19 protein-coding genes, 2 rRNA genes and 1 pseudogene are annotated in these 24,092 nt (G+C 40.4%); 4 read left to right on the forward strand and 18 right to left on the reverse strand.

The window, feature by feature from the left end; genetic code table 11:
• The 11 genes from BR30_RS0115280 to BR30_RS0115330 form a co-directional block, all read right to left on the reverse strand.
• A 16S ribosomal RNA gene (locus BR30_RS0115280) occupies window positions 1-69 on the reverse strand; the annotation flags it as partial.
• Window positions 70-533: 464 nt separating this feature from the next.
• A complete protein-coding gene (locus BR30_RS0115285; protein ID WP_026565755.1) occupies window positions 534-2,711 on the reverse strand; it encodes a transglycosylase domain-containing protein in 2,178 nt (725 codons plus the stop codon).
• A gap of 392 nt (window positions 2,712-3,103) precedes the next feature.
• Window positions 3,104-5,134, reverse strand: a complete 2,031-nt coding sequence (locus BR30_RS38435) for an ABC transporter ATP-binding protein (protein WP_026565756.1) — start codon at window positions 5,132-5,134, stop codon at window positions 3,104-3,106.
• 24 nt (window positions 5,135-5,158) lie between these two features.
• On the reverse strand, window positions 5,159-6,145 hold the full coding sequence (locus BR30_RS33625) for an ABC transporter permease (protein WP_331280799.1): 987 nt from the start codon (window positions 6,143-6,145) through the stop codon (window positions 5,159-5,161).
• Window positions 6,093-7,022 (reverse strand): ABC transporter permease, encoded by a 930-nt coding sequence (locus BR30_RS0115300; protein ID WP_026565757.1) that lies wholly within the window; start codon window positions 7,020-7,022, stop codon window positions 6,093-6,095. The genes BR30_RS33625 and BR30_RS0115300 overlap by 53 nt, the downstream gene beginning before the upstream one ends.
• Before the next feature lie 24 nt (window positions 7,023-7,046).
• The gene (locus tag BR30_RS0115305; RefSeq protein WP_026565758.1) at window positions 7,047-8,687 is read right to left on the reverse strand and encodes an ABC transporter substrate-binding protein; all 1,641 of its coding nucleotides are present in this window, start codon (window positions 8,685-8,687) and stop codon (window positions 7,047-7,049) included.
• Between the two features lie 80 nt (window positions 8,688-8,767).
• Complete coding sequence (locus BR30_RS0115310; protein ID WP_026565759.1) at window positions 8,768-10,096, reverse strand: LLM class flavin-dependent oxidoreductase; 1,329 nt, start codon at window positions 10,094-10,096, stop codon at window positions 8,768-8,770.
• 119 nt (window positions 10,097-10,215) lie between these two features.
• On the reverse strand, window positions 10,216-10,956 hold the full coding sequence (locus BR30_RS0115315; protein WP_026565760.1) for an enoyl-CoA hydratase/isomerase family protein: 741 nt from the start codon (window positions 10,954-10,956) through the stop codon (window positions 10,216-10,218).
• Between the two features lie 17 nt (window positions 10,957-10,973).
• Window positions 10,974-11,351 (reverse strand): hypothetical protein, encoded by a 378-nt coding sequence (locus BR30_RS0115320; protein ID WP_026565761.1) that lies wholly within the window; start codon window positions 11,349-11,351, stop codon window positions 10,974-10,976.
• A gap of 27 nt (window positions 11,352-11,378) precedes the next feature.
• On the reverse strand, window positions 11,379-12,575 hold the full coding sequence (locus tag BR30_RS0115325; RefSeq protein ID WP_026565762.1) for a CaiB/BaiF CoA transferase family protein: 1,197 nt from the start codon (window positions 12,573-12,575) through the stop codon (window positions 11,379-11,381).
• 281 nt (window positions 12,576-12,856) lie between these two features.
• The gene (locus tag BR30_RS0115330) at window positions 12,857-13,732 is read right to left on the reverse strand and encodes a LysR family transcriptional regulator (RefSeq protein WP_026565763.1); all 876 of its coding nucleotides are present in this window, start codon (window positions 13,730-13,732) and stop codon (window positions 12,857-12,859) included.
• A 355-nt stretch (window positions 13,733-14,087) separates the two neighbouring features.
• Between BR30_RS0115330 and BR30_RS33630 the strand changes: the two genes are divergently transcribed.
• A complete protein-coding gene (locus BR30_RS33630; protein ID WP_051633638.1) occupies window positions 14,088-14,681 on the forward strand; it encodes a cysteine dioxygenase family protein in 594 nt (197 codons plus the stop codon).
• 243 nt (window positions 14,682-14,924) lie between these two features.
• Here BR30_RS33630 and BR30_RS0115340 read toward each other — a convergent pair whose 3' ends face one another.
• On the reverse strand, window positions 14,925-16,247 hold the full coding sequence (locus BR30_RS0115340; protein WP_026565764.1) for an LLM class flavin-dependent oxidoreductase: 1,323 nt from the start codon (window positions 16,245-16,247) through the stop codon (window positions 14,925-14,927).
• A 252-nt stretch (window positions 16,248-16,499) separates the two neighbouring features.
• Here BR30_RS0115340 and BR30_RS37935 point away from each other — a divergent pair.
• A pseudogene (locus BR30_RS37935) lies at window positions 16,500-16,583 on the forward strand (hypothetical protein); the annotation flags it as partial.
• Between the two features lie 88 nt (window positions 16,584-16,671).
• On the opposite strand, the gene BR30_RS0115345 reads toward BR30_RS37935, so the two are convergent.
• The 4 genes from BR30_RS0115345 to BR30_RS0115360 form a co-directional block, all read right to left on the reverse strand.
• Window positions 16,672-17,334 carry a PspA/IM30 family protein gene (locus tag BR30_RS0115345; protein WP_026565765.1) on the reverse strand — a complete coding sequence of 221 codons (663 nt, stop codon included), beginning with the start codon at window positions 17,332-17,334 and terminating at the stop codon, window positions 16,672-16,674.
• A gap of 1 nt (window position 17,335) precedes the next feature.
• Entirely contained in the window at window positions 17,336-17,746 is a 411-nt protein-coding gene (locus BR30_RS0115350; protein ID WP_026565766.1) for a hypothetical protein, read from the reverse strand.
• 227 nt (window positions 17,747-17,973) lie between these two features.
• Complete coding sequence (locus BR30_RS0115355) at window positions 17,974-18,651, reverse strand: PspA/IM30 family protein (protein ID WP_026565767.1); 678 nt, start codon at window positions 18,649-18,651, stop codon at window positions 17,974-17,976.
• Between the two features lies 1 nt (window position 18,652).
• Window positions 18,653-19,057, reverse strand: coding sequence for a hypothetical protein (locus tag BR30_RS0115360; RefSeq protein WP_026565768.1), 405 nt, complete (start codon window positions 19,055-19,057; stop codon window positions 18,653-18,655).
• 301 nt (window positions 19,058-19,358) lie between these two features.
• On the opposite strand from BR30_RS0115360, the gene BR30_RS0115365 reads away from it, so the two are divergent.
• Window positions 19,359-19,901 carry a hypothetical protein gene (locus BR30_RS0115365; RefSeq protein ID WP_026565769.1) on the forward strand — a complete coding sequence of 181 codons (543 nt, stop codon included), beginning with the start codon at window positions 19,359-19,361 and terminating at the stop codon, window positions 19,899-19,901.
• Between the two features lie 345 nt (window positions 19,902-20,246).
• Here BR30_RS0115365 and BR30_RS0115370 read toward each other — a convergent pair whose 3' ends face one another.
• A complete protein-coding gene (locus tag BR30_RS0115370; protein WP_026565770.1) occupies window positions 20,247-23,288 on the reverse strand; it encodes an efflux RND transporter permease subunit in 3,042 nt (1,013 codons plus the stop codon).
• A 321-nt stretch (window positions 23,289-23,609) separates the two neighbouring features.
• On the opposite strand from BR30_RS0115370, the gene BR30_RS0115375 reads away from it, so the two are divergent.
• Window positions 23,610-23,840 carry a hypothetical protein gene (locus BR30_RS0115375; RefSeq protein WP_155928649.1) on the forward strand — a complete coding sequence of 77 codons (231 nt, stop codon included), beginning with the start codon at window positions 23,610-23,612 and terminating at the stop codon, window positions 23,838-23,840.
• A gap of 129 nt (window positions 23,841-23,969) precedes the next feature.
• Here BR30_RS0115375 and rrf read toward each other — a convergent pair.
• A 5S ribosomal RNA gene (rrf, locus tag BR30_RS0115380) occupies window positions 23,970-24,086 on the reverse strand.
• Window positions 24,087-24,092 lie beyond the last annotated feature (6 nt).

Here is a 24,092-nt window from a genome sequence, read left to right on the forward strand (position 1 = left end):
TCGCTCGACTTGCATGTATTAGGCACGCCGCCAGCGTTCGTCCTGAGCCAGGATCAAACTCTCCAAGAAAGTTGATTAGCTCATTTGTTACGTTGGCTCGTGTTCTTACTATATTAATAGAAGAAACACGATTAATATTGTTTGTTTGCATGATTTTGTTTGTTTAGTTTTCAAAGAACAATCTTGTTTGTCAGAAGCGACATTTGTTATTATATCAACTCTCTATTACGATGTCAATATAATATTTTATTTTTATCAATCACTTTTAACAATCAAAACTCGTTTGTCAAAAGCGACATTTGTTATTATATCAACTCTCTGTTGCTATGTCAATATAATTTTTTAATTCCTTTTCAATCACCTTTAACAATTAAAACTTGCTGTCAAAAGCGACTTCCTTATAGTATCACCCTCATATTATTTATGCAACAAAAAGTTTTTTCTTTTTTTACAAAGGTCTTACGGTTTTCGGCTCAATAATAAATTAGCCAGGAGATTAGCATATCTCCTGGCTCTTCACTGGTCTTATCTATCTAATGATTCTTTTTTCCTTTACCTTTCCCTGGGTGCTTTTTCTTTTTCTCTTTTTGCTTTTCTTCTTTTTTGGGCTTCTGCGAATTTTTAATCCCCACATTATTACTAGCAGGTTTCGCTTTGTTGAGAATCGGTTTTGGTTTTGGCGGCACTTCTGCAGAAGTAACCCCTTTAATATACAGTTCATTATTTACTCGATAGACACTGCTTGGCTGCTGAAAACCCGATGCATCCGTTCCAAATGACTGCATCATGTTTTTGAACATATACTTTGCAATTGGTGTCGTCGTTGCGTCCATAAAGTTACCAGAACCGTTTTGTGCATATCCTGTCCAGACCGCCATGGTGTATTGCGGTGTATATCCTACGAACCAGCTATCATTCGTGGCGTTTTCCGGATATCCAAACTCCGCTCGGGTCGGTGCGTCAAAATTCGTAGTCCCTGTCTTCCCTACCACATATAGGCCAGGAACATCAGCCATTTTACCGCCCCCATCTTTTACAACGGTGCGTAACATATCAGTCACCATATATGCCGTGTAATCCTGCATGACCCGTTTTGGTTTCTCCGTAAAATGAACAACTTTACCATTTGGCAGGACCACTTTTTCGACAAAATGCGGTTTATTGTAGTTCCCATTATTTCCAAATGCACTATAAGCCCCTGCCATGGCTAATGGACTAACAGTATTGCTTCCAATTGCATAGGATTCGTATATTTGATTATTTTTAAAAGTAATGCCGAGATGTTGGGCAAAATTCTTTGCCTTTTCCATACCAACTGCCCTTAGTGTAAGAAGAGCAGGAATATTGTAAGAGTTGTTCAGTGCATTCCGTATGGTCAGCATTCCATGATACTTATGATCCCAGTTTGAAAGCGGCTGTCCCGTTGAATACGATGTCGGCTGGTCATTAATCAGGTGACCAGTGGACCACTTCAAATATTCAATCGCAGGACCATAGTCAAAAATCGGTTTAAATGTCGAGCCAGGTTGACGACTGAGATCGACCGCGAAGTTGTTACCTAGAAATTCAGCTTTATATTCGTTTCGCCCGCTGCCAATCGCCCGCACTTCACCGGTTTTTGTATCTAAAAAGACAAAGGCCCCCTGAAAAGCCGCATTTGGATAGGCAATGATTTCATTGGTGTTTAACATTTTATCTGCATAATTCTGTGCTTTTGGATCGAGGGTAGTATAGATAGATAATCCATCCTCACTGATGTCGACATCCTTCAGTTTCCTCTTTACCTCTTTTACAACTGCATCCAAAAACGCTTCGTAAGGAATAGTTTGTTGGTTGCTTTTTGGGACAAGTCCCTCAGTAACGGGAACTTTTGAAGCTTCCTTATATTGTTTCTCCGTTATATAACCATCTCTAAGCATCGAACGCAAGACGATATTACGACGATTCGCGGCCGCTTCTTTGTTTTCCGGCTTGGTTGGATCGTAATTATTCGGACTCTGCGGCAGTCCGGCTATCAAGGCTGCCTGCGCGAGCGTCATTTTTTTCAAATCCTTTACTTCGATACCATAGTAACTCTTTGCGGCAGCAGCAACTCCGTAAGAGCGGTTTCCAAGGTAGATTTTGTTTAAATACATCATTAAAATATCGTGCTTGGAATATTTCTGTTCCAGCTGATAGGCCAAGTCCCATTCTTGCACTTTTCGCTTTAATGTTTTCTCCGGCGTCAAAAAGGAATTTTTAATCACTTGCTGAGTAATCGTACTTCCGCCCTGTGAGCCGAAATCTCCAGTTACGTTGACAAAAATGGCCTTAGCCGTCCTTTTAATGTCAATCCCATGATGCTCATAAAAATGGGAATCTTCCGTGGCGATAAACGCTTGCTCCAGCACTTTTGGAAGTTGATCATAGGTAATTTTCGTTCGCTTTTCCTTCCCGTACTCATAAAGAAATTTTCCGTTTTTATCATAGAATTTCGTAGAAAGTGGATCCACTAGCTTAGAATCATCCAAATTAGGCGAATCCTTAATCATGGAAGCAAACGTGATCGCTCCTGCCCCTGTTGAAACAAGTCCAAGCACGAGACAGAGAATGATTATTTTTTTTAACAGCGACCCTTTTTTCTTAGGATTCCGATTGCTTCTTTGTTGATTCTGTCTTTCCCTTTCCGCTTGTTTTCGTTCCTCACGAGATTGATAGGTCTCTTCTGACATTCTTCTTCTCTCCCATGTATATTTGTGGTTATGCAAAGTTGATATGATTGAAATGGAGGTATGATCGGCTAATTATAGAACTTCGTAAGCGGAGTTAAATTTATGAGGGGAACACGCAAAAAAAGAGCCACAGGGACGGTACGAGGGCACTGAAAAAGTCCAATATCTGAATTAGGCAGCTGAAAGTTTCAAATGAATTGAACTTTCAACTGCCTTTTTAATTTATAATTAATGATATTAAAAGTTTAATCATTCTATCGTAAGTCAGACACTAGTGTTCCTGCAAACTTTACCTATTCAAAGGCGCAAAAAGTAATTATTAAACACTTAGCCTTGATTTTCCAAAAACAGCCAATAGCAGAACCAGTACCCCTCTAATTCTTCCATGTTCCTTATACAGGATAATGGCAGGCAACCAAATGTTCTGAATCCATTGATTTTAGTACCGGTACAACTTTCTTACACAGTTCTGTCGCGGCAGGACAACGCGGATGAAAACGACAGCCAGAAGGCGGATTGGCTGGTGACGGAACTTCGCCTTCAATGACAATCCTTTCTCTTCTTTTGTTTGGGTCAGCAATCGGAATAGCGGCCAAAAGTGCCTTTGTATAATGATGAGCAGGATGAAGAAATAATTCATCAGCAGGGGCCACTTCAACCAATTTCCCTAAATACATAACCCCTATCCGATTTGAAATATGCCGAACCACATTCAGTCCGTGACCAATGAATAAGTAGGTTAATCCAAGATTATCCTGAAGATCTTGAAAAAGATTAATGATTTGCGATTGGACAGATACATCCAATGCGGAAACAGCCTCATCCGCTACAATAAACTGTGGACTTAAAGAGATCGCTCTTGCAATTCCAATCCGCTGCCTCTGGCCGCCTGAAAATTCATTTGGGTACCGGTCATACCAACTAGGATTGAGTCCAACCAATCGCATAATTTCTAAGACTTTTTCTTTCTTTTCCTTACCCTTTAATGATTGGTGTACCCATAGCGGTTCGCCAATTATATCTCCCACTTTCCACCTTGGATTGATCGAGCCATATGGATCCTGAAAAACAACTTGCATATCTGCTTTTGTTTCTTTTAATTCAGATCCGTTCAGACCGAATAAATTCTTCCCTTGGAACAAGACTTTTCCGCTTGTAGCTTTTTCCAACTGTAATATGACCCGTCCCAGAGTAGACTTGCCACACCCTGATTCTCCAACCAGTCCAAAGGTTTCTCCTTTTTTAATATCAAATGATACATCGTCAACGGCACGGACATATTTATTCTTCCTATTCAACATACCTTTTTCAATTGGAAAATACTTTTTTAGGGCCTTAATTTCAAAAAGTGGAGCTTCTTCAGTATGATTTTGTATGCTTAAACTTGTTTGTTCACCTTCATTGATATAGATGGAGGTTCCTGGATTAGCTGAAAAATGATTATTCGTTATTTCTATTTTTTGTGTGTGCCAGCATGCCACTTTATGACCTTCATTTTCCACCAATGAAGGTTCCTCTTTTGTACAAATCTCGGTTGCGTATGGGCATCGAGGATGAAATCGGCAGCCAGATGGTACATCATCTAAGGTCGGTATGGAACCCTCTATCGAAAATAATCGGCTTCCTTGCCTGCTTTCTAAAGGTACAATCGATTGAAGTAGACCCTTTGTGTATGGATGACGTGGTTGTTCGAACAATTCAAATACAGATGCCTCTTCTACCACTTGTGCAGAATACATCACAACGATTCGATCCGCCATTTCAGCGGCGATCCCTAGGTCATGTGTAATGAGTAGGATTGACATATTAAATTCCTCTTTTAATTCCTGAAGCAACCCAAGAATTTGTGCTTGGGTGGTTACATCCAGTGCCGTTGTAGGTTCATCGGCAATAAGCAATTCAGGGTCGCAAGCGAGTGCAATCGCAATCATGACACGCTGAAGCATCCCGCCTGAAAACTCATAAGGATATTGCTTCATTCTCAATTCGGGTTCAGGTATTCCCACCCTCCGCAACAAGCGAATGGCTTTTTCGGCTGCTTCTGATTTAGAAACACTGTTATGTTGAATGATTACCTCCGTAATTTGATGACCAATGGTAAATACAGGATCCAAGGCAGACATCGGCTCTTGAAAAACCATGGCTATCTTTTTCCCACGGAGCTCTCTGATCTTTTTTTGCGAAAGCTCGATCAAGCTTTGACCTTCCAACTGAATGTCTCCATGTGTGATGATTCCATTATTAAAATCGATTAAACGCATAATAGAAAGCGAAGTAATCGTCTTTCCACTGCCCGATTCACCAACTAAACATACAATTTCACCTTTATTAATTTGTAAACTGACATTGTTAACAGCGTTTATCATCCCTTTTTTTGTTTTAAATCCGACGGATAATTCTTGAATATCTAACAGTTTTGTCAACGCGCATCCTCCCTTCGAATTTCCTTAATTTCTCGAATGCTTTGGATCCAGCCTGTTCCGGAGTTCATCGCCTATTAAATTCACTGAAGTAACTAAAATAGTAATGGCTAACCCTGGAAATGTAACAATCCACCAAGCAACGGAAATATAGGCTCGACCCTGTGACAGTAAATAGCCCCAATCTGGAATTTCCTTAATAACACCCAACCCTAGAAAACTAAGACCTGTACCTATCAGAATGCTCGTTCCGACTCCAACGGCGGCCATCACGAGAAGGGATGAGAGACAGTTTGGCAGAATATGACGAAAGATAATTTCAAAGTTTGATGTTCCTATCGCTCGAGAGGCATCCACGAAGGGACGGCTTTTTATGGCAATAACCTGGCTTCTTATGACCCTGGCATATCCAGGAATAGAAGCAATACTTATGGCTAAGATAATATTTCCTAGACTTGCACCAAGAGCTGAAGAAATAGCAATAGCTAGGAGAATATTAGGAATGGTCATCAAAACATCTATGAATCTCATTAAAATGGTGTCGATAACCCCTCCAGTGTATCCTGCAATCAAACCGATTATGGTACCTGCCAATCCCCCCAATAGAACAGCTGCCACTCCCGTTAATAAGGATTGTCTTGCTCCATAAATAATTAAACTGAATATGTCACGTCCGAATTGATCGGTTCCAAAAATATGAGATGAACTTGGGAAATTCATGATTAACTGAGTATTCATATCAGTAGGTGAGTAGGGTGCAATCCATTGTGGAAAAATGGCACAACAGATTAAAAAAACAATCATAAGCAATGAAAGAAAAACAATGATGTTGGACCACTTGAATCTCTTACCTGTATAACCCATTTTCTTTTTAGCAGCAGTTTGAGTTAATGGCTCTCTTACGGCACTAGAATTGGTTATCATATTTTTCACCTCACTCATAATACTTGTGTTCCAAAGATTATTTAATCGTAGTTTTTCGTACTCGAGGATCAATGTACGAATAAGAAACATCCACAAAGAAATTAACAAGAACGTACATAACGGCCGCCACTAAAATGACTCCTTGTATCATTGGAATATCCTTTTGATTAATGGCATCTACTACCACTCTTCCAATACCTTGTCTGGAAAATACCGTTTCTGTCACAACAGAGCCCGCTAGTAACTCTCCGATCAAAATTCCTAAAATGGTAATAGCCGGTAAAAGCGCATTGCGTAAAATGTGCTGGAACATAATGATTTTTTCTGTAAGCCCTTTTGCCCTAAGCGTTACGACAAACTGTTCATTAATGATTTCTAGAACACTATTACGGACGATTCTTGTTAGTAATCCGGATTGGGTGATCCCAAGACAAAGAGCAGGAAGAACGAGCTGATTAATGTTTCCATTCCCGATTGCTGGGAACCAATTTAAGTTGACGGAAAAGATAAGAATCAAAAGAATTCCGAACCAAAATGTCGGCATAGAGATACTAAATAAACTACTGACTCTAACCATATAGTCCAGCCAGCTATTTTGATAAATGGCCGATAACACTCCAAGTAAGATCCCAACAGCAATGGCGATCAATCCGCTTGCAAGAGTAAGAGATACAGTTGCAGAGATATTCATCATTAACTTATCCATCACTGGTTGATTATCTACAAAGGATTCACCCAAATCTCCTGTAAGCACGCCTGTTATATACTTAATATATTGCTCACCTGCTGATTGGTCTAAGCCCAGTCTATTCTGCAAATCTTCTACTCTCTCTTCGCTCATGCCTTCTCCTCCAATCATCCGGGCAGCATCGCCCGGCAATACATGAAGGAGAAAGAAGACGAATGTAACTGAGCCAAGGATGACGATAAGGGAGACCATTATTCTTTTTAAAAGAAATTTAAGCATACCTATCTCTCCTTTTCGTACAAATTATTGTTGAATCCATGTATCATAAAAATTAGGAAATCCCGGTGAATCAAATCGAATTCCTTTAACTTCTTTTACTGTTGCAAATGAGTAATTAAATAAATAAGTAGGAATGGAATAAACATTTTCAATGATGTATTCCTGTACCTTTTTATAGATTTCCTGACGTTTCTGCGGATCTTGCTCTAAGTACCCTTGTTCTAACCATTCATCAAGTTCAGGTACATTGGCACGTGAAGGTGTAGCTAATCCATAGGGGCCTTTCGTTGAGAAAATCAATCGCATAACATCTGGATCCCCATAAAATTGACTGGCCGCAAACATATCATAATCTCCATCAAATCTTCGTTTATCATATGCCCCCGCTGATAATGAGACGATGTTTAATTGAATACCTGCATCTTTTAACTGTTTTTGTAAGACGGTTATTAAATCAATCCGTTTTTCACGATTTCCTTGCGTATCAATTAAATCAATGGTTAATGGTTTCCCTTCCTTCTCCCAAAGGCCTTTAGATCCTTTTTTCCAGCCTGCTTCTTTTAGTTGTTTGGCCGTTTCGTCTACATCCTGCTTCCAGGAGTTTTCTACTTTATCATCGTAGCCAAACAAGTTTTTTGTAATGGGTGACCAAGCCTGTTCTGAAGTGCCCAGATAAATGGTGTCGACTGCAGATTTAATATCTAGTGCCGAGCGTACCGCTTTTCTCACTCTTACATCGTTCCAAGGCTCTTTGCTAGGATTTAAATACAAGGAAAAATTAATTTGACTCAATTGTGTTTCAAGCACATTAAATTGGTTATCCTTTTTTAAGGCTACTAGGTTTTGAGGTGGAATAATGTCAGCCGCATATACTTGTTTGCTCTGTAGAACCCCAACACGGGTAGCTTCTTCCGGTACAAATTGAATCGTAATTTTATCCAAGTATGCAGGCCCTTTGTGACCTGCATTTTCCGGCGCCCAATTGTAGTCTTCATTTTTCACCAATTCAACCTGAGTTCCCAGAGTAAATTTCTTTAATTTAAATGGTCCCGTTCCTACTGGATGCTGCGGAAATGCATCTCCATATTTCTTAACAGCAGCAGGGGATACCATTCCTAAATCTGCTTTTGCAGCATTACTTAAAAACGGTGCAAAAGGCGTAGAAAAATTAATTTTCACGGTAAACTCATCAATGACTTCAGAAGACTCATAGGGACCTAGCGCATTGATTGAATTGCTTGCTTTTGTTGCCGGGTCTATAATTCGATCAAAATTAAATTTAACTGCTTCTGCATTGAATGGTGTTCCATCATGGAAGGTTACATCTTCTCGCAGCTTGAATGTGTAGCTTTTTTTATCTTCAGAAATTTCCCAAGAGGTTGCAAGCCATGGTTTAATGGTCCCATCCTCTAATTCAACTACTAAGCTATCATAAAGGGATCTCATAACACGCCCATTTTGGGCATTCCCAGATTTATGAGCGTCCAGATTATCATTTGTCACAGTACCACCAAGTGCCCATTTCAATTCTCCACCTGGTGTGATTTCTCCCTCGGTCGCATTTTTGCTAGTTTCTTCACTAGTGGATTTTGCAGCCGAGCATCCTGCTAAAACGATCATAATCGTTATTAAGGCTATTAATAGGTAATTCAGTGACTTTTTCACATTACTTCCCTCATTTCTTTGTTCATTTATATAAAAAAATTCTATCTGCCAGCTTTTAAATCTCATTATTTCATCTATTTTCACAACCGGTGTGATAGTTTCCTTGCATAACGGTTCACTGGAATATCTAAACCTAAATGTCCACGCAGAGTATCATCCTCATATTGACTTCTAAATAACCCTCGTTCTTGTAAAATAGGGACTACACGCTCAACGAATTCAGGCAGTCCTTTTGGTGTTGCAGCTTGAATGATAAATCCATCTGCCGCCTCTTCTTCATACCATTGTTGAATAAGGTCCGCTACTTTCTCTGGCGTCCCAACAAATTGTCCTTTCGGTGTTGCAAAATGAAGGGCAACTTGACGTAACGTTAAATTTCGTTCTCTTGCCATTCTTTTAATTTTGTCAGACGCACTCCGACTACTTTCTCCAATATCGCCTAAATGCGGAAACGGTTCATCCAGAGGATATTGAGTGAAATCATGGTCATCAAAGGGTCTTCCTAATGCATGAAGGGCTTTTTCAATGGTAACAAGACTAGCAATCTCTTCATGTTTACGATCAGCTTCTTCTTGAGTATCACCAATGATGGGATTAATACCTGGCAAAATGGAGATATTGTCAGGATTTCTTCCAAATGCGCGGACTCTTTTTTTGATATCTGCATAGTATTGTTTCAAGTCCTCAAAACTTCCGCCGCCTGCAAAAATAGCATCTGCATGTTTGGCTGCAAAGTTTCTGCCTTCTTCAGATTTTCCAGCTTGAAAAATAACGGGTTGCCCCTGTTTGGACCGAGCTATATTTAATGGACCTTTAACGGAAAAAAACTCTCCATTATGATTGAGCGTATGTAACTTTTTTTTATCAAAAAAGACCCCTGATTCTTTATCATAGACAAAGGCATCATCTTCCCATGAATCCCATAACCCTTTTGTGACTTCAAGGAACTCTTCTGCCCTTTTGTATCGTACAGCATGAGGGGGATGGGCCTTTTTATTGTAATTATCCGCAGATCCCGAAAGCCATGAAGTTACCACATTCCACCCAGCTCTCCCATGGCTGATATGATCCAGTGAAGCAAGCTGTCTAGCCAGAGTGTATGGCTCACTATAGCTCGCAGTAATGGTCGCAACCAATCCTATATGGTTTGTTACTGAAGCAAGTGCTGACAAAATAGTGACTGGTTCAAACCTATTTAAATAATGGGGGCTGGAATTTTCATTGATTGAAACACTATCCGCAATAAAAACAAAATCAAGTTTCCCCTCTTCTGCCTTTTGTGCCTGTTCCTTATAGAATTTGAAATTCGTACTTGCATTAGGTAAGGAATCCGGATGTCTCCAGTCTCCCCAGCCTCCTCCAACACCATGAATCATCGCTCCTAATTTTAATGTTCTTTGTTTTGCCATCGTGACTCCTCCATTCTAGAAAGATCTAGATTTGTAAATAAAAACTATAAGTATTAACATCGAAATACTTGGTTTTATGAAAGAACTGGCTTGCTTTCGAATCAATCATCAAAGGAAACCTATTTTGTAACATAATCCGTAAACCTTTGTTTAAAGTCCCCCATTCGAACTGAGTTCCTTGTGAGTTCATGCGTACCATGAAACGGTTCATTACTTAGTTCTTTTAAGGTTTGGATGGCATGAGCCGGAACCCGATTCAAGGTTTTGGCCCAATTGTTTGACACATCGTGTGCTTCCTTTAGATCCTCACATATTTCATGCACTAATCCAAAATCCTTCGCCATTTGGGCATCAATCTTCTTGTTTAACAATGTCACATATCGAGCCCTTGAAGCACCAATTTCATTTATTAAGCGCTGGGTACCCAAGATCAAGCCAAATTGCGGACCTGGAAACCGAAAAACGGCTGAAGGTGTTCCGATTCTTAGGTCGCAAGAAAGTGCTAAATCCGCACCTGCTCCAAATGCATATCCATTGATCACCGCAATAGTGGGAATGTGGAAATGTGCTAACATGTCTAATAAAATCGATACATCCGTAAAGAACTGTGCTGCTTCTTCATTCGTTAAGGATTGGATATATTTCACATCCACTCCCGAACTGAAGGCTTTCGTTACTTCACTGCTTAAAATCAGGGTACCTATATCTTCCCTGCCGCGAATGATTTCTAAGTACTTTCTCAAATCTTTGTATAAGATATTATTTATGGCGTTCAAATTAAGCGGACTGTTGATGAAAAGATGTGCTGTTTTTCTCTGGAAATCCTGATGATCCGTGATTACTAATTTAACTGTTTCCATCCTGACACCTTTCCTGCTTAGCCTTGTGGCACGTTACTTGGCTCGATTTCGTTCGCAGAAAGTTCTGTGGTTATTTCTAGTCCATGGTTATCAATTAACTGTTTTAATTCTGAAAAACTAGTTCCTGGTTGTACTCTGTAATAAACAAATTCCTCTTTTTGTGCAGCTTCATATGACAAGTCACAAAGCATTTTCGGCGGAGCACATAAAAGATTGATGTTTCTTTCATTCAGCCACCTAATGACGGCTCCTCTTTTTCCAGTTTGGAACTGTGTTGCCGGATTTTCAAAATCCTGTCGTTCACCTGTCTCAACATCGTATAAACGAATAATGTCGCCTTCAATAATTGGTACAATCATTTCGTTTTCTCCTGATAATGTCATGGCTAATTTCATGGGAATTCCCTCTTCTCCTTCGCTTTTTTATCTTCCTGCCTCTGTTGGATGAAGCCATTCTTCAATAACCTGTTCATTATGCTGCCCTAACTTTGGAGGCATCCGATAAATCTCAAATTCATAGTTTGTCATTTTCACTGGAAATCCTACGGACGTTGTTTGTTCTCCATTTGGTAATTCCATTGTTTCCAAAATATTCAGTGATTTCGTAATAGGGCTTGCCAATGCTTCTGCGAAATTATTAACCGGAGCGGCGGGAACCCCTCTTCTGTCAAATTCAGCAATCCATTCCACCGCAGGTTTCGTTACAAAGACTTGCTCCAATATCGTTTTTAGCTCTTTTTGATTTTGAGCACGTAGGGACTGGGTGGCGAACCTCGGATCCTCGTATAAATCCGTTACATCCGCCGCTTCACACACTTGATACCACAGCTTATCATTTCCTGCAGCAATCACAAATGGCTGATCCTTTCCTTGATAGGCTTGATAAGGCGCATTTCTAGGATGTGCACTTCCTAATCGTTTTGGAGGTACCCCTTTTCCATAAAATTCACTTGTTTGCAGTGCTGAAATACCAAGTACACTGCCAAGCATAGAACAATCAATGTACGCTCCCTTTCCTCCTTGCTTTACTTTTAAAATCGAAGCGGTAATCGAATACGCTGCATACAAACCGACGGCAAAGTCTGCAATTGGAACTCCGCATTTTACAGGTGGCCCTTCCTCCTCGCCGGTCACACTCATGAGTCCACTAAAGGCTTGAATGGTGACGTCAAAGGCTCCTTTTTTGGCAAAGGGGCCTTCTTGCCCATAACCTGAAATCGAGCAATAAACCAATTTGGGATGTTCTTGAGACAAACCGCTGTAGTGTAGTCCGAATTTTTCTAATACACCAGGCCGGTAATTTTCAACAATCACATCTGCTTTTAAACAAAGCTGCTTTAATACGTTCAGATCTTCCTGATTTTTAAAATCGATTGAGACGCTACGCTTATTTCTGTTTAACGAAGAAAAGTTTGCACTAAATTCCTCGTATTGTGAATTTTCAATAAACGGAGGCCAGTTTCGCATCCCATCCCCGCCTTCTGGTCTCTCAATTTTAATCACATCTGCTCCAAGATCCGCTAATAGCATGCCGGTATATGGTCCAGCCGCAATTTGGCCAAATTCAAGGACTCGCACCCCAGTTAGTGGTTTCGTTTGATTCTGTTTCCATTTCTCCAAATAACCAGCTCCACTTTTTGTTTATTAATATTTTCATGCGCACAGATCCTTTATAAACCCTTTATTCTGATTGAATTACTCGGTTTAAAGTTAGTATATATCACGATAGTCCCCAAGTATAATTGAAAAATGGAAATCGTTCATTCAAAAAAATTGAAGTGTATACATGACTGTATCAAAAAAAAAAACGGTGTCAGGCACCGCCCTACAAAAGCGAGTGTCAAAATAAACGATATCAAACTTGTATTTTCTGTAAATGCGAAACACCATTTGAAACACTCTTATACACTTTCTTTAATTGTCGTAATTAATCTTTGTACCGCCTTACTATTTTGAATGCCCTTTGCCTTTCTTACAATCCCCGTAACAACGCCAATTTCTAAATCCACAATCCTCCTTTTTACCGTCCCTTTTGGCAGGGTGCCAACGATGATATCCGGGATAACGGCTATTCCTAGGCCAGCCTGGACATATTCCTTTAAAGCAGACATACTGTTTACTTCTAATCCAATTTGAGGAGTAACACCCGCTTTTAACAATGACATTTCTAAATGGATGCGATAATTACAAACAAACCCACTTAACAATAGCCGTTCATTATTAAAATCTGATAAAAAAATCTCCTTTTTCTCTGCAAATGGATGGCGGTCGGATATCAATATCGATACATCTTCCGTCAGTAACGGCTCAAATGTAATCGTGTGATCTAGTTCAGGTGTGTTACAAATCGCCAGGTCCAGTTCCCCTTCTTTAATCATTTCCGTTAATCGATTGGAGTTGTTAATTTCGATACTCATTTGGACCTTTGGATATTCGTCACAAAAAGGAGCCAAAATGTTTGGTAACCGATAAATCGCCATAGGTTCAATGGCACCGACCTTGATTTTACCCGTTTCTCCATTCAGCCATTCATCCATTGAGCTTTGTACGTACTCTAAATCATTAAGCAGTATAGAAGACTTCTCCAAAAAGACCCTGCCTGCCTCTGTTAAACAAATTTTTCTTCCTCGTTCAAATAACTTAACACCCAAATCCATTTCCAATTTTTGAATTTGCATCGTAACCGTTGACTGTACATAATTTAGTGCCTCAGCTGCTTTTTGAAAACTTCCAAAACGGGCAATCGTTTGGAATGTTTTGACTGCTTTCAAATCCATATTTATCAATTCACCCCTAGAAGATTCTACTAAGAAAAAAGCGCAAAAAAGCCTATGAATCTAGGAAGATTTCATAGGCTTTTCATTCATTTCAGCCCATAAGACATCTACCCTATTTATTAAGGGCCTCTAGTTGTCTAGCGGGCTTTATTACTTAATATTGTTACTGTTTACTATATTTTGACTTTTCCGATATGTCAAGTTGGTTTTATCTATATTTTTGAAATCAATTCATTTTTTTTGAATGAACTCTTCATTTCTTTCCATTTTACACTCCTTTATTTTCATTTTATGATCATTATAAACCTTATTATTCTGATTTTTATACTAAGAATTAAACAGGAGGCTCAAAAAAATGGTCAATATTAACCCTTTTCAAATTTTCGAAAAATCAGTAAGAAATGTGCTGCAGGAGACCAGTTCGGAAAAAGAGATTGTCACTAAACTTAAACCACACTTCCAATCATTTATTGAATCAGAAGGATTAGTACCTGATAGTTACAAAATACCGGCAGAGGAAAAGTATCGTCAATATTTACTGTACAGGCCAGAGGATGAAGCATTTTCGATTGTAGCTTTTGTTTGGGGGCCTGGGCAAACCGCTCCGATACATGATCATTTGGTCTGGGGACTGGTGGGTATTTATGAAGGTGCCATTGAAGAAACAAGATATCGTGAAAAACAAAATGCTCCAGATGAAGCTGGCCTTCATTTGGATTTGGTGGATACAGTCATCGCGAAAAAACATGATATTTCTTTTGTCTACCCGCCAAACGCGGATATTCACAGTGTTCGTAATCCTTTTGACGAAATGGCTATCACTATTCATATTTATGGAACCGATATTGGAAAACAGAATCGTCACTCCTATCAAAAAGAACCGTATCAAATAAAACCGATTGTAACCCCACATTATAACAAAGTCCCGGTCTATTCCAATCAGGGTTAAAAAACGGTTAGGTTAGTTAAATAACAAATTAAAAATGCTGTTCCATTAAAGAAAGGCCTGCCGCCTTATCTTATGGAACAGCTTTTTCTTGTATATGTGATGTATATCTAATAGGTCTTAAGCAGGACCTATTACCCTGCGGCCAACCAAAAAAACACACGAAACGATGTAAGAAATTTCGTGTGTTATCGTACTATTTTATATTAGAAGAAAGAAATCGTCGTTCATTCATGTAATTTTATATTACTGTAGAACCTTTTTCGAATTACGGTTTTCGGGAACTTTTAATCCAAGATGTCCCCGCAATGTATCATGTTCGTATTCTGTACGGAATAATCCCCGGTCCTGCAGGATGGGAACCACTCGATCCACAAATTCAGGCAATCCTTTTGGAGTCGAGGCTCCCACAATGAATCCATCAGCGGCGTTGTCTTCAAGCCACTCTTGGATTAAGTCAGCTACTCTTTCAGGAGTTCCAACGAATTCCCCTTTAGGTGTTGAAAATTCCAGAGCCACTTGACGTAAGGTTAAGTTTCTTTCTTTCGCGCTTCTTTTAATAGTTTCGGATGTACCGCGATGGCTATCACTTCCTAAATCCCCTAGATCTGGGAATGGTTCATCCACTGGATATTGGGTGAAGTCGTGATCATCAAAAGGTCTGCCCAACGCATGCAGCGCCTTATCGATTGTAACAAGGTTGGCGATTTCCTGATGCTTGCGGTCCGCATCCTCCTGCGTATCACCAATCACCGGAACGATACCGGGTAAGATGAACAATTCATCTGGGTTTCGTCCAAACTCACGTGCTCTTCTCTTCACATCTGCATAATAAGCTTGAGCCTCTTCCTTTGAATGATGTCCAGCGAAAATGGCATCTGCGTTTTTGGCGGCAAAGTCTCTGCCGCTTTCTGATACACCCGCCTGAAAAATGACCGGTTGACCTTGTTTCGAACGAGAAATATTTAACGGGCCCTTAACAGAAAAATACGTCCCTTTATGATTTAACGTATGCAGCTTTTCCTTATCAAAAAAGACACCTGAATCTTTGTCATAGACAAACGCATCATCTTCCCAGGAATCCCATAACCCCTTTGTTACCTCCAAAAATTCCTGTGCAATCTTATAACGTTCCGAGTGGGAAGGGTGGCGGTCCCGGCTGTAATTATCCGCTGAACCTGACAACCAGGATGTCACCACATTCCATCCTGCTCTGCCATCACTGATGTGATCCAATGAAGCGAATTGTCTTGCTGCTGTATATGGCTCGCTATAGCTGACAGTTACCGTACCGACTAATCCAATATGATGAGAATTACCGGCAATCGCTGATAAAATGGTCATCGGCTCGAAACGGTTCAAATAATGGGGACTGGAATTTTCATTAATTGAAACACTATCTGCAATAAAAACAAAATCCAATTTTCCTTCTTCTGCTTTTTGCGCTTGCTGCCTATAAAAATCCCAGTTTGTACTTGCATTTGGCAGAGAATCAGGATGTCTCCAGTCTCCCCATCCACCACCTACTCCATGAATCCAAGCACCTAAAACAATGTTCTTCTTCGCCATTTGAACTTCTCCTCCTCATTTTTTCAAAGCCTTCCTGTCTTCTGATTTGATTCCATGATACAGGATCTATGGAAAACATCTGGCCAACCCTATAAACAAATGATGATTCTCTCATCCCCATAGAAAGTGTGAGTATTGGCATTTAAAAATTATCAATACTCAGTAAACAGATATGATTAATCATAGTATGATTATAGGATTCCAAAGAGAAATTTGTAAAATTGAAAAAAATGAATAGTAATTTCAAATATATTGATAGTAAACGACTTGAATGATCGGATTCCAGTGGGTGGTCTAGGCACACGTTTTTTTCCGGCAACAAAGGCACAGCCGAAATAAATGCTGCCGATATTCACTAATGCTTCGACCAGTTTTACTTTTAACAGAGATATAAGTGATTGGATGGGTGCTCCTCTACTCCTGATTAAAATGCGGCAGCTTTTTCATTCTTTAATTTTTCAAGTTCCTTATTGAGTTCGTCATCGTTCACATATGCCATATCAAGCTGAGCTAATGGGCCCGCAAACTGATTGCCTGCTTGTACTTCTGCTTCCATCATTAAAATGCGATCTTCGGCATGGGCCACTCCTCTTGCAATATCATCCGTATTAAAGGAAACTGTTGCTTTTTGAATTTGTTTCATTGACTGTGCAACATTCGCACGTGAAGCAAGCAAGATTTTCTTTTGCTGCAGTTGGTTATACTTTTCCTTCAGCTGGTTCAATTTTTCGATGAGGATTTGTGTTTGCCCCTTAAGCGACGCTAATTGCTCCTGATAGAGATGTAACTGCTTTTCATGGTTGAGCTTTTCCTGCACGGCAAGTTTGGCCATCTGCTCATCACCTTGTTCAATAGCCAGTTTCGCCTGCCGAGTGCGCTTGTCCACTAAGGATTTGACTTCAGAAATAAGGGCCTCTTGTTTTTTCTCTACGAAAATTTGTCTTGCTAAAGCTTTCTGACCTTTGACGATTTCTTGTTCCATTTCCCTCGAATACTCATTTAGCATCGCAATCGGATCTTCGATTCCATCTAATAATCCATTAATATCCGCCTTTGCAATCGTCTTTAATCGTTTAAAAATACCCATTTTATACATTCTCCTTTTTTGTTAAAAGATTTTTTTCCCATTGATCTAATACACTTGCATTTTGGCTTGTTACCGGAATTTGTGAACCTGCCACAGAGGTGTTAATAAACTGTTTCATAGAAGAAGCTTTTGACTTCTTTCTAAGCCATCTTATTAATAGAACCAAAGCAGCTAGTCCAAGGATTAAGAAAAGCCAAGGGAATCCTCCGCCATGGTGAGCGCCATTCATCATCCCGTGGCCGCCGCTGCCAAAACCGCCGCGGTGTCCCATCATTCCACCAGGAACATGTCCATGAGGACCTCTAGCAAAAGCACTGCTCCCTCCTAGTAAAAAATGCAGTACGTTGATGACGAGTACCGTAGAGGCAACAATGACACCCCAGAAAATGCCCATTTTCACTTTTGTATTCATCTCGTTTATCTCCCTTCGTAATCTGATGAAATGAATATTAATTGAGTTTGGTGAAAACTTGGTGAAAAAGGGAGCCTATTTTTAAAATCTATCAATTTTTTTGGGGCCATAGTGACGGTTCTCCTGGCTCCAATGAGACTTGTGGTTACCACCAGAACCATCCCTATGGTTTCCTCCAAATATAAAGAGAAGCACCAGCCTAATTGGCGGTGCTTCTCTTCCTTCAATTAAAATGCTGCCACTTTCTCTTTTTCACCTTTTAATTTTTCGAGTTCCTTAGTGAGCTCTTCCTCGCTCACATAGCTATTGTATGCCGCGTCAAACTGAGCTAACGGAGCCGAAAACTGATTGCCTGCCTGTACTTCTGCTTCCATCAATAAGATCCGCTCTTCCGCACGAGCCACTCCTCTTGATATATCATCCGTATTGAAAGAGACCGTCACTTTTTGAATCTGTTTCATGGACTGAGCGACATTCGCACGTGATGCCAACAAGATTTTCTTTTGCTGCATTTGGTTGTACGTTTCCTTAAGCTCGTCCAATTTTTCGACGAGGATTTGCGTTTGCCCCTTAATGGAAGCTAATTGGTCTACATATAGTTGCAACTGGTTTTCTTTGCTGAGCTTTTCTTGCACTGCTAGTTTGGCCATCGCCTCGTCACCTTGTTCAAGTGCTAGTTTCGCCTGGTGAGTACGCTTATCCACCAAGGATTTAGTCTCATTGATCAGTGCTTCTTGCTTTTTCTCTACAAAAATTTGCCGAGCTAATGCATTCTGACCTTTAACAATTTCTTGTTCCATTTCTCTTGAATACTCATTTAACATCGCAATTGGATCTTCAATCCCATCTAATAATCCATTAATGTCGGCCTTTGCAATCGTCTTTAATCGTTTAAAAATACCCATGTTATTCATTCTCCTTTTTAGTTAAAATGTTTTTTTCCCATTGATCCAAAACGCTAGCATTTTGGTTGGTTACCGGTATATGCGAACCTACTACAGAGGTGTCAATAAACTGTTTCATAGATGAAGTTTTCGATTTCTTTCTAAGCCATCTTACTAAAAGAACTAGAACAGCTAGTCCAATAATAAGGAAGAGCCAAGGGAATCCTCCGCCATGGTGAGCGCCATGCATCATCTCCTGGCCTCCGCCAAATCCGCCGCGCTGACCCATTTGACCAGCCCCATGTCCATGGGGACCTCTAGCGAAAGCACTGCTCCCGCCTAGAAGAGCGTGGAGTAAGTTGATCACCAGTACAGTAGAAGTAACGATGATACTCCAGAAAATACCCTTTTTTACTTTTGAATTCATTTCTTATAACCTCCTTTCGTTATCTGATGTAATGAATATTAATAGAGAATGGTGAAAACTTGGTGAAAGGAGAAACTATTAAAAAAAAATCCACAGGTAAGGTTCCCTGACCAACTGAGATCCGTGGCGACTCCCAGATGGTACTGACTTCATCCCAATATCTTAATCTTTGAATATATAAGAATTTATACCTATTAGTTGTGCCTTTTTTACCAAAAAAAGGCACAAAAAGAGGAAATAGAGGGGGCTATGAAGAAATTATGATTATATAACATATTTATTTTTTGGGGGAAATGGCGCCATGAGACAAAGCCGACAATATAAATCTCCATATGCAGCAATGTTGTGGTCAAGTGTTTTACCAGGATTCGGGCAATTTTACAATAAGGAATATATTGTTGGGGCTGTGTTGATTGGCATGGAATTTGTAGTGAATTTGAACTCAAATCTGAATCTATCTCTAATCGACTCATTTATCGGGGATAGGAATTCAGCCCATCACGTAATTGATTATAGATGGGCGCTATTTTACCCATCCCTGTACGGTTATGCCATTTGGCAAGCATTTAATGCAGCAATAGCCAATAATCATAAGATGATTGGGAAAGATGCGGACCAAAGGACATATTTGTCTGGCTTTTTTATTGGAATGGTATTAGGCATGGATTTCGGATTATTTTGGCATGACTCTAGCTTTATCACACATTATACTGTTATCAGATTTTTGGATTACCCTGTCTTTAACGGACTCGCATTTGGGTTGTTAATTGGAATCTTGGGACATATCATGGAAAATAAGGTTTATCGAAAACAAAAAGAACATCTTATAGCAGGTAGTAAATAGGACATAATGTTTCCTCCCCTTTAAGAAGTGAGTTCCATTTACCACTTCTCAATTCTATAACCTCTCTTGGCTACCTTTCCTTCTCTTTCTTTATCACTTCGGGCGTCTATACCCCCTATTGACTACCTTCCCTTCTCTTTCTTTATCGCTTCGGGCGTCTATACCCCCTATTGACTACCTTCCCTTCTCTTTTTTCATCGCTTCGGGCGTCTATACCCCCTATTGACTACCTTCCCTTCTCTTTTTTCATCGCCTCAGTCGTCTATAAAGAAAAATCTCCCTAGCAATCAAAAAAAGTGTCCTCCATCATACGATGAAGGACAAAATTAACCAATTTGAGTGGTGTCAGGCACCAGCTTTCGCTGTCTCCCTCTCCCCACCAACATCCACGCGTTTCTTTCCTATTCTCCCTTTAATCGACTTCATCACATGGTACGTAGTCGGTACAATTACCAAGGTTAATAGTGTCGACGTCAATAATCCCGAGATAACCACAATCGCTAGGGATCTTGAAATTAAGCCACCTTCACTAGATAGGGCCAATGGCAGTAAGGCACCAATCGTGGCGAGTGCTGTCATGAGAATCGGACGAAGACGAGTTTTTCCGGCTTCGAGCAGAGCTGATTTGATTTCCATGCCTTTCTTCTCGTTCTGTTTCACGCGCTCCATCAACACAATCGCATTCGTGACCACAATTCCTATTAACATCAAAAATCCAACTAAAGCAGGCATCCCTAGTGCTTGGTTCGTCACATACAATCCTAATAACCCGCCCGAAAACAAGAATGGCAACGAAGATAGAATCGCCACAGGCATTAACATATTCCCGAACGCGACAAGCATCACGATAAACACAAGTACAACGGCAACACCCATCGCCAACATCATATTCGTAAATCCTTCATTCATCGCTTGTGCTTGACCTTCGGAACGGACGTTCACTCCACTTGGTAAATCAATACTTTTCAGTCGTTTGTCTACTGCAGCTTGAACACCTGACGAATTATCCGTCGTGATTCGACCCGTCACCTGCACATATTGCTGCTGATTTAAGCGGTACAACGCAGACGGACTTGGAGCTTTTTTGAGGCTGGCCACTTCGGAAAGGCTGACTTGCTGCCCCATCGGATTGGTCAATTTTTGATTCATAATATCAGCAATAGAATCCACCGAACCTCCATCCAATAACAAATTCAAACTTGTAGTTTTTCCCTCTACTTGCATATCTCCCACACGTTCACCTGCAATCAGTTCCCGAACAAATCCGGCAACCATGATCGGGCTTAAGCCTTTTTCCGCTGCTTTCGTATCATTGATATCCAATTGCAACTGTTCCTTCACACCAGAAAGATTAGATTCGACATTTTCTAAGCCATCGATGTTTTTAATTTTATCCGTGATCAGCTTCCCTGCGTTCTCTAAATCCTTGGCATTCCCGCCCTCCACAATTAGGGCTATACCACTCGTTCCAACAATCCCAACAGGCGCAAGAGCCACCTGCATCTCACCGTTAAGATTCTCCACTTCCGTTCTTACCCTTTTTTCAAAACTAGAAGTTTGTCCCTTTGTGGTACCATCCACTAGATCAATCGAAAAACGAATATGTTCCCCATTCACAATCGTTTGCGTATGTTTAATCTGCTTTTCCCCTTTTAAAATTTCTTCGATATTACCCGCGATCAGGTTTGCTTTTTCCAGTGAAGTTCCCTCTGGTAAATCAGCGGTTAAGCGATAGGAGACCGCTTTTTCCTGCGGTAAAAAGTTCTTCGGTATCATCGGGACTAATGCCAATGATCCAGCAAACATGACCAAGGCCAGCACAATCGTTAAAGCCCGTTTATTTAAGACCCATGTAAGAGTATTCTTATAGGCTTTTTGAAAGATAGATTCTTTTTCCTCTTTCGGTTTAATACGAAGTAGGAATAACTTGGCGAGCAATGGCACGACGGTCAACGAAACAATCAGTGAAAACGCCAGCGCCACGATGACCGTAATCCCAAATGGAGCAAAGAAACGTCCGATAATCCCTGGAACAAAGGAAAGCGGACCGAAAACGGCAATGGTCGTAAGTGTGGAGGACGTAATCGCTCCCCCCACTTCTTTGGCTGCCGTAAGCACCATTTTTTCATCACGTTTTGTGCTTGTTAAGGTTCGGCGGTACACATTTTCAATGACAACAATCGAATCATCAATGACACGACCGACGGCTACCGCGATTCCCGCTAGTGTCATCATGTTTAAACTATAGCCAAAATATTTCAAGGTAATCATTGAGGCTAAAATCGATAGCGGAATGGAAAGAACAGCGACAATCGTTGCCCTGATATTACGAAGGAATAGGAACGTAACCAGCACCGCAAACAAGGTTCCAAGCAACACTTCCCTCAGCATTCCATCGACAGATGTTTTCACTTCTTTGGATGTATCATATAACTTCGTTAATGTGTATCCAGCTGGAAGGTTTAATTCATCGAGCTTTTCTTTGGCCTGCCCCACCACTTCAACGGTATTAGAACCGGCCTGTGCTTTCATCTCAACCAGAACCGCTGGCTTTTCATTTAAGCGCGTATAGACCGTTTCTTTTTTATTGCGATAAGAAACGTCCGCAATCTCCGACATCTTTACTTTTTGAACTCCATTTGGTCCTTGAGACAAAATTTGAATATTCTCTACATCACCGACAGAATCCAGCTTGAAATCAGCTTGCACATTCAAGGTTTTATCGTCCACATTTACTTGACCAGCTGGGAATGAAAAATGATGCGCTAAAAACGTTTGCTTGACGGTCTCATAGGTAATTCCATGCTGCTTCATCTTTTCAGCATCCAGCTTTACCGCGACTTCCTTTTCCGTTTCACCCGAGATATCAATCGTTCCCACTCCGTCGATACCAGTCAATGCTGGTTTAATTCGTTCATTGATGTATTCGGTCAAGTCGGATTGATTGGCTGAATTCGATGACAGAGCAAATGTAAAAACCGGCATCGCAGACGGACCGTCTTTGAGGATTTGAGGTTTTTCTGCTCCTGCTGGCAGTTGGATTGAAGCGACGGCGGTCGTGACATCCTTTTCCGCTTCATCCATATCCTTGCTCATCTCAAATTCAAGAATCCCCACGACCATATTACTGTGCGCTTCAATATACAAATTATCTAGTTTCTTTATTCCCGATAACGTGTTTTCTAACGGCTTGCCTACATCCTCTAAACCCTGTTCAGGAGTCGCTCCAAGATATGGAACCTGCACGATGATATAAGGAATGTCGACATTCGGCATCGATTCCATCTTCATCGTTTTGACTGAATAGACTCCCCCTGCAATCACCATCAACATGGCGATGAAAATAACCCCCGCATTCTTTAACGAAAACTTAATCCAAGATTTCATTTCTCTTTTCCCCTCCGCAATATAAGTACTTTTTCAGTTTAACTATTTTCCCAACCTACTAAACTCGCTTTCTGGTTCTTTTTACCTTTTTTATTATAGTTTTTCCATCCTACCGCCAACATCGGGCAGTTGGTGTAATCTCAACTAAGACCTAAGACTTAGAAAATTTTGCCAACAGGATTCTGTTAAAGTCATACTGGTGTCAGGCACCGAAATTGATTAAAATGGTAAACTTCTAGTAGAATTTACTCAGGCATAAAGTTTGGTTAGGTTGAACGATTGAAAATGAGCCATAGGGAGAGGGAGTTAGGGAAAAATAGAATGAATATAATTAGGAAGTTGTCTGATGGGGTATTAGCGCTGCTGATTACCATCCTGATTTATGCGGTATTTTTTGCGGTAGTTTCACAGAGTCCTGGAGATGAAATGAATAATAGTTTGATCGCCATGGCAACCTTTATAGCGATGACTTTTTTTATCAACTTTCCGGTATGTTGGTGGATTATAAAACGGATCATTAGAGCCACTCGAAAAAATAATTGGAATAAATGAAGCCCAGCTCCGAATGGAACTGGGCTTTTATGTTTAATAGAGTTATACATGCATCGTTTGGAAAAATAAACAGTGGACATTTCTTCATCACAACAAAAAGAACAACCCAATTGAGTTGTCCTTTAATATGCCTGGCAACGTCCTACTCTCACAGGGACGCGTGTCCCAACTACCATCGGCGCTGAGAAGCTTAACTTCCGTGTTCGGTATGGGAACGGGTGTGACCTTCTCGCCATTGCTGCCAGACTATTT

The organism is Bacillus sp. UNC41MFS5 (genome assembly GCF_000686805.1).

Bases quoted from the DNA above. Each gene is read 5' to 3' on its own strand.
- BR30_RS0115365 (WP_026565769.1), top strand. From the start codon at position 19,359: ATGAGACAAAGCCGACAATATAAATCTCCATATGCAGCAATGTTGTGG.
- BR30_RS0115355 (WP_026565767.1), bottom strand. From the start codon at position 18,651: ATGGGTATTTTTAAACGATTAAAGACGATTGCAAAGGCCGACATTAAT.
- BR30_RS0115370 (WP_026565770.1), bottom strand. From the start codon at position 23,288: ATGAAATCTTGGATTAAGTTTTCGTTAAAGAATGCGGGGGTTATTTTC.
- BR30_RS0115285 (WP_026565755.1), bottom strand. From the start codon at position 2,711: ATGTCAGAAGAGACCTATCAATCTCGTGAGGAACGAAAACAAGCGGAA.
- BR30_RS0115300 (WP_026565757.1), bottom strand. From the start codon at position 7,022: ATGCTTAAATTTCTTTTAAAAAGAATAATGGTCTCCCTTATCGTCATC.
- BR30_RS0115375 (WP_155928649.1), top strand. From the start codon at position 23,610: ATGAATATAATTAGGAAGTTGTCTGATGGGGTATTAGCGCTGCTGATT.
- BR30_RS0115360 (WP_026565768.1), bottom strand. From the start codon at position 19,057: ATGAATTCAAAAGTAAAAAAGGGTATTTTCTGGAGTATCATCGTTACT.
- BR30_RS0115340 (WP_026565764.1), bottom strand. From the start codon at position 16,247: ATGGCGAAGAAGAACATTGTTTTAGGTGCTTGGATTCATGGAGTAGGT.
- BR30_RS0115320 (WP_026565761.1), bottom strand. From the start codon at position 11,351: ATGAAATTAGCCATGACATTATCAGGAGAAAACGAAATGATTGTACCA.
- BR30_RS0115345 (WP_026565765.1), bottom strand. From the start codon at position 17,334: ATGGGTATTTTTAAACGATTAAAGACGATTGCAAAGGCGGATATTAAT.
- BR30_RS0115310 (WP_026565759.1), bottom strand. From the start codon at position 10,096: ATGGCAAAACAAAGAACATTAAAATTAGGAGCGATGATTCATGGTGTT.
- BR30_RS33625 (WP_331280799.1), bottom strand. From the start codon at position 6,145: ATGTTTCTTATTCGTACATTGATCCTCGAGTACGAAAAACTACGATTA.
- BR30_RS0115330 (WP_026565763.1), bottom strand. From the start codon at position 13,732: ATGGATTTGAAAGCAGTCAAAACATTCCAAACGATTGCCCGTTTTGGA.
- BR30_RS0115350 (WP_026565766.1), bottom strand. From the start codon at position 17,746: ATGAATACAAAAGTGAAAATGGGCATTTTCTGGGGTGTCATTGTTGCC.
- BR30_RS33630 (WP_051633638.1), top strand. From the start codon at position 14,088: ATGGTCAATATTAACCCTTTTCAAATTTTCGAAAAATCAGTAAGAAAT.
- BR30_RS0115315 (WP_026565760.1), bottom strand. From the start codon at position 10,956: ATGGAAACAGTTAAATTAGTAATCACGGATCATCAGGATTTCCAGAGA.